This is a genomic window from Arthrobacter sp. H41 (assembly GCF_000520535.1).
Classification (GTDB): domain Bacteria; phylum Actinomycetota; class Actinomycetes; order Actinomycetales; family Micrococcaceae; genus Arthrobacter_D.
Map to the genome: position 1 here is coordinate 1 of NZ_AZRZ01000451.1, position 5,146 is coordinate 5,146.

General features: G+C 66.8%; 6 protein-coding genes and 1 pseudogene. 3 read left to right on the forward strand and 4 right to left on the reverse strand.

Annotation, left to right across the window (positions count from 1 at the left end; genetic code table 11):
• A partial coding sequence (locus Y705_RS22025) for a hypothetical protein (RefSeq protein WP_162149015.1) occupies positions 1-195 on the forward strand: 195 nt, incomplete at its 5' end.
• A gap of 3 nt (positions 196-198) precedes the next feature.
• On the opposite strand, the gene Y705_RS16385 is transcribed toward Y705_RS22025, so the two are convergent.
• From Y705_RS16385 to Y705_RS0101155, 4 genes are read right to left on the reverse strand one after another with little or no spacing between them, the layout of a single operon-like run.
• Positions 199-1,242, reverse strand: coding sequence for an ABC transporter ATP-binding protein (locus tag Y705_RS16385; protein ID WP_049822072.1), 1,044 nt, complete (start codon positions 1,240-1,242; stop codon positions 199-201).
• Positions 1,242-2,069, reverse strand: coding sequence for an ABC transporter permease (locus tag Y705_RS16390; protein ID WP_216698690.1), 828 nt, complete (start codon positions 2,067-2,069; stop codon positions 1,242-1,244). The genes Y705_RS16385 and Y705_RS16390 overlap by 1 nt, the downstream gene beginning before the upstream one ends.
• Entirely contained in the window at positions 2,066-2,923 is an 858-nt protein-coding gene (locus Y705_RS16395; RefSeq protein WP_081737679.1) for an ABC transporter permease subunit, read from the reverse strand. The genes Y705_RS16390 and Y705_RS16395 overlap by 4 nt, the downstream gene beginning before the upstream one ends.
• Positions 2,920-4,173, reverse strand: coding sequence for an ABC transporter substrate-binding protein (locus Y705_RS0101155; protein WP_026531541.1), 1,254 nt, complete (start codon positions 4,171-4,173; stop codon positions 2,920-2,922). The genes Y705_RS16395 and Y705_RS0101155 overlap by 4 nt, the downstream gene beginning before the upstream one ends.
• A 105-nt stretch (positions 4,174-4,278) precedes the next feature.
• Here Y705_RS0101155 and Y705_RS0101160 point away from each other — a divergent pair, with 105 nt between their 5' ends.
• Positions 4,279-4,959, forward strand: a complete 681-nt coding sequence (locus tag Y705_RS0101160) for a TVP38/TMEM64 family protein (protein WP_049822075.1) — start codon at positions 4,279-4,281, stop codon at positions 4,957-4,959.
• Positions 4,952-5,146 (forward strand): annotated as a pseudogene (locus tag Y705_RS0101165) (CDP-alcohol phosphatidyltransferase family protein); the annotation flags it as partial. The gene Y705_RS0101160 and the pseudogene Y705_RS0101165, both read left to right, overlap by 8 nt.

Genomic DNA, 5,146 nt, shown 5'->3' on the forward strand with positions numbered 1-5,146 from the left:
CAGCATTGGGTCGCGCTCATCTTTCTGGCAGGATCATTGCTGGCGGTGGGCATCACCATGTACAACGGCACCGCGTTGTCGACCCATCTGGACACCATTTTCGCCGCCGGCGTGATGATCGCCGCCACGGTCTTCCTCCTCAGCGCACCGCCCTGGCACCGCGAACCGACCCCGCCCCTCACCGTTACCCGCTGACCTCTACCGGGTTACGGCCCATCCGCTGTCGTTGACCGGTTTCAGGCCTACCACCTGCCCCATGGTCACATCGGGTTCGCCTGCGACATCGATGGTGAGTGTCCCGGATGGTCCGTGGTCTCCGGTCACCTCGGTGCGGACCAAGGTGTGGGCGCCCAGCGACTTCAGTCCGGTCACGGATCCGACGGCCGTCCCCTCCCCGGTCACCACGATCCGGATCGCTTCCTGCCGCATCACCAGGAAAGCCGGCCCATCAACCATGCCGGGTTGCACAGGTACGCGGCCGAACACGGATTGATGGATCCCGCCGGTCACTCGTCCGGAGAGGGCGTTGAGCCCGCCAAGAATCCTGTTCACTGCCAGCGTGGCTGGTTGGTAGTGCAGTTGGGCGACGGGCCCGTGTTGCAGAATCCGGCCCTCGTCCAGGACGGCGATGGAGTCTGCGAGGATCGAGGCTTCCCGTCGATCATGGGTCACCAGGACTATCGTGGGGGCGAGTTCGGCCCGGATATCCTCGACAAGCGAGTACATGTCGTCTCGCAGGCGTGAATCGAGGGAACTGAAGGGCTCGTCGAGCAGGAGGATGCGGGGGTTCCGGGCCAGGGCCCGGGCCAGGGCCACGCGTTGTTCCTGTCCGCCGGAGAGGCATCCGGCGGAGCGGCGTGCGAGGTCCGAAAGATGCACCAGTTCGAGGTAGGCCATGGCGTGGCGGCGGGCGGCTTTGCGTGATTGTCCGGTCATTCTGGCGGAGAACGCCACGTTGTCCACCACGTTCAGGTGCGGGAAGAGCAGTGGTTTCTGGAATACCAGGGCTAGACCGCGTTCCTCTGACGGAACCCCATCGAGATCGCTGCCGTCCACCAGCACCTGCCCGGACGAGGGGTCGTCGAGTCCGGCTGCGATGCGCAGCAACGTGGATTTCCCGCTTCCTGAGGCCCCGAGCAGGGCGACGCAGCGGGAAGGTTCGACAGTCAGGGATACCTCGTGAAGCACCTCAGCCTGCCCGAAGGCGCGTGACAGACCGCGGAATTCGAGACGGGAGCTCATCATTTTCTCCTATTTCGGCTCGCGGGCAGGGTAAGGGCTGCCAGCAGCACGAGCGGCGGCACGATGATTGCCAGGGACAGTGCCGCGGTGAGCTGTTCATTACCGGTAGCTGATGCTGCGGAACCTAGCAGCATGGGCAGCGTGAGGAGCTGGCCTCCGCCGATGAGTAGCGTGGTGATGTAGTCGCCCCAGCCCACCAGGAACGCGAGGAAGAACGCACGGGCGGTGGCACCGGCGAGTAGCGGCAACCGGACATGACGGGCTGTCTGGCTGGTGGTTGCGCCGAGGGAGCGTGCAACCTCTTCGAAGCGATGGTCGTAGGTTGCCAGGGCGCTGCGGAACATGAACGCCGTGTAGGGCAGGGCTGTGACCGCGAGCACCAGGACGACACCGGCGAACGGCGGCGTGGAGAGGCGCAGGAGCGCAACGTTGACGCCCATGACCAGCGCGAACGGTGGAATGGCCAGCGGCGCCAAGAGCACCAGCTCCACAACCCGGCCGGGAAGAGCGGGTAATTCTCGAGCGGCGATTGCTCCCAGGTAGCCCAGCGGTGTTGCGGTCACGGCGACTCCCGCCCCCAGGCAGAGCGATGACGCGGCGGCGCGGGCAGCATCCGCTGTGGCCAGCGCGGAGAAGCCCTGCAGCGAGTACGACGACGGGAGGACGGCCGGCGCAAACCATGAACCGGCGACGGACCACAGGAGCACCGGAACCAGTGGCAGCAGGATCCATCCGACGAGCAGGAGCCCCAGGACCATCCGCATCGGTGTGCCGCCGGGAAGGGTCCGGCGCATCGATGCCGATGCGGGCTGCAGTGTGGGGATCACCGGAATCCCCTCACTCGCCGCAATACCAGGATCCCGGCGAGGATGGCGGCCGCACCGACGGCCACGGACACCAGGGCCGTGGCCATGGCCTGCGGCCGGGCAGCCAGGTCCACGGACCCGAAAAGCCGCACGGCGCGCACCGGCAACGGTTCTGGCGAGGTGGGACCCAGCAGCCAGACGGCCTCGTAGGAGCCGAGAGTGTAGACGAAGACGATCACGGCCGAGACCGCCAGGGATGGCATGGCCAGCGGCAGCACCACCCGGAGGATCCGTTGCGTTGCGGTCGCGCCGAGGGTCGCGGCGGCATCACACAGCTCCCCGACAGAGCGTGCGATGCTCCCGAGCACCACCAGCGCCACGAACGCCGACTCTTTCCAGGCGTATTCCGTGATCGCGGCGATCCACCAGGGGCCCCCCACCAGCACTGGAAATGCGTCGGGCATGCCGAGCAGCCGTTCCAGGAATCCGCTGTCAGAGAGCAGCAATCCGATGGCCCCGGCACCTATCACGTGAGGAATGGGGATGGTTGCGGCGCTCAAAGCCGCCACGATCCGTCCCATCCGTGGCATTGCGAGGACGTACGCGGCGATCAGGAAGCCGATGCACACGGAGAATACGGTAGCGGTCGCAGCGATGTAGAGGGAAAGGCCGGTGGCGCGGAACAGTTCGCCGGTGTTGCCGGTCCACGCCTCGAAGCTGAGGTCCGGGGGTCCGATGAACGGCATCAACCCGAGGCTCTGCAGCACGGCCGCGGTCAGGGACACGCCGAGGACCGCCAGGACCGGGAGCACTGCGGGCAGTGCGAAAAGCACCGACCGCCCGGTGGTGGCGGGAGAACCTGGACCTCTGCTCATCGGATGGGGGCGACGTCCTGCCGCCATGCCTCATCCAGTGCCGGCACCCATTCCGCGGCGAGTTCACCGTGAGCGTTGCGGGAAAGTTCCTCATAGTCCGGGACGATCGGGGACTCGGGCAACAGCTCGAACAGGTCCTGTTGCACCGGTGAAAGGAGACCGGTGTCAAGTACCGTGAACTGTCCCCAAACTGCTGGGTCGGCCTTGGCAGCCTGTTGCTCCGGCGACAGGGCTATGTTGGCGACGACCATCGCTCCGGCTGCATCGGCCGCGTTCGCCGGGATGGCAAGGAAACTCGCGTTGCCCACCGTACCCTCATCCAGGGTGAGGACCTTGGTGGATTCCGGTAGCGCACCGGAGGCTACGAGGTCGCTGAGTGTGGCCGGTCCGTAGGTCATGGCGATGTCCACCTCATCGTTGGCGAAAAGGGTGTTCAGTGCCTGCTCGTCGCGCGGGTAGGTGCGGCCTTCGCGCCAGAGCGACGGCGCCACCTCGCTCAGTGCTTCAAGCGCTGCGGGGGCATGTTCGTCGAATGCTTCCTGGCTGTACTCCAGGGGTATCTGGTCGGCGCCACCGGCTTCGCTGAGCAGGACTTCGCGGAGGAAAACGCTGCCGGTGAAGTCCGGTGGTGCCGGATATGTGAAACGGCCCGGATGGTCCGTCGCCCAGTCGAGGATGCCTCTCAACGAGGTCGGCGGGTCGGTAATCGCTTCGGAATCATAGAAGAAGGTGAATTGTGCTTTGTGCCAGGGCGCTTCACAGCCCTCCACCGGGGTTCCGAAGTCATTGAGGAGCAGCGGGTCCTCCGGGTCGGTGTACTCCATGTTCGGTAGCAGGTCGGTCCACCCGCACCGCCAGGCCTCGGCCTGGCGCCCGGTGCTGAAGTTGGCGCCGTTGACCCAGACCAGGTCCACCGAGCCGTCGTCGCGCCCTGCCTGACGCTCACTGAGCACACGGTTCACCGCATCCTGGGTATCCGTGATCGGCACGCGGCGGAGGGTGACTCCCTGCTGCATGGCCGCCGGGGCGAGGACCTCGTCCACGTAGGCGTTGCCCTGTTCATCTCCCCCGTACATCCACAGATCAACGGTCTGACCCTCCGCCTCCGCCTGAACCTCGTCGAAGCTCGCGAAGGGTTCTACCGCTCCGGCGGTTGCTCCCGCACAAGAGGTGAGCAGCAGTGTCAGGGCTGCTGCGGCCGAGGGCACGGCCGCACGGCGTCGTCGTGCAATGGCGGAAGAGCGGGTCATGGGCGTCCTTAGACTGTTGGGGATGCTGTTTCCAGTATCCTCGAAGCGGGTCCGGCGCCCGAACGAGCCGAACGGGCCGAGCCGGGCAGCCGATGGCGGGAGAGCATGGACGAAGACCACGTGCGCCGCCGCGCACCGTTCCTCACCCCGCTCCGGCGGGTCCTGCTGCTGATCCTGATCATCGTGGCAGCGACCACGGTGGTCCTCACCGTGCCCATCCCGGACGTGAATGAGTTGCGCGCGCTGGTGGAGCAGGCCGGCTGGTGGGGGCCCGTGGGCTTCGCTGCCGGGTACGCCGCCCTGACTCTCGCGCCCGTTCCCAAGAACGTGCTCTCCATCGCCGCCGGAGTGCTGTTCGGTTTCGGCCCCGGGCTGGTCGTTGTCTATTGCGCGGCGTTGCTGGGCGCGTCCGCGGCGTTCTGGCTGGGACGCGCCCTGGGCCGCGACGCTGTCGAGAAATTCACCGGCACCCGGGTGGAAAAGGTCGACGCCGTCCTCAGCAAGCGCGGGTTTCCCGCCGTTGTGGGGGTGCGGCTCATTCCGGTGCTGCCATTCACCGCGATCAACTACTCCGCCGGACTCACCGCCCTGGGTTGGTGGCCCTACTTCTCGGGAACGATGATCGGCATCCTCCCCGGGACCGTGAGTTTCCTCGCGCTGGGTGCTTTCGGCCTCGAGTTCGGCTGGCCGGCCCAGGTGGCCACGGCAGCCCTCGGTCTGCTCACCCTTGTAGGGCTGATCGTCGCCGTGCGGTCGCGGCGCAAGAACAAGGAACCCCGTGTTTGATACGCGTCTTCGGCCTTTCCTCGCACCCGCGCTCGACCGCGCCGCGGCGGGACTGGACGTCTCGTGGATCACCCCGAACCGACTGACCGGGCTCAACCTGGTCCTCGGGCTGGCCAGCGCCGGGCTCGCAGCCGGCCAGTCATGGCTCCCCGCCCTTGCCGCGTGGCTGCTCTGTCGGCTCGCGGAC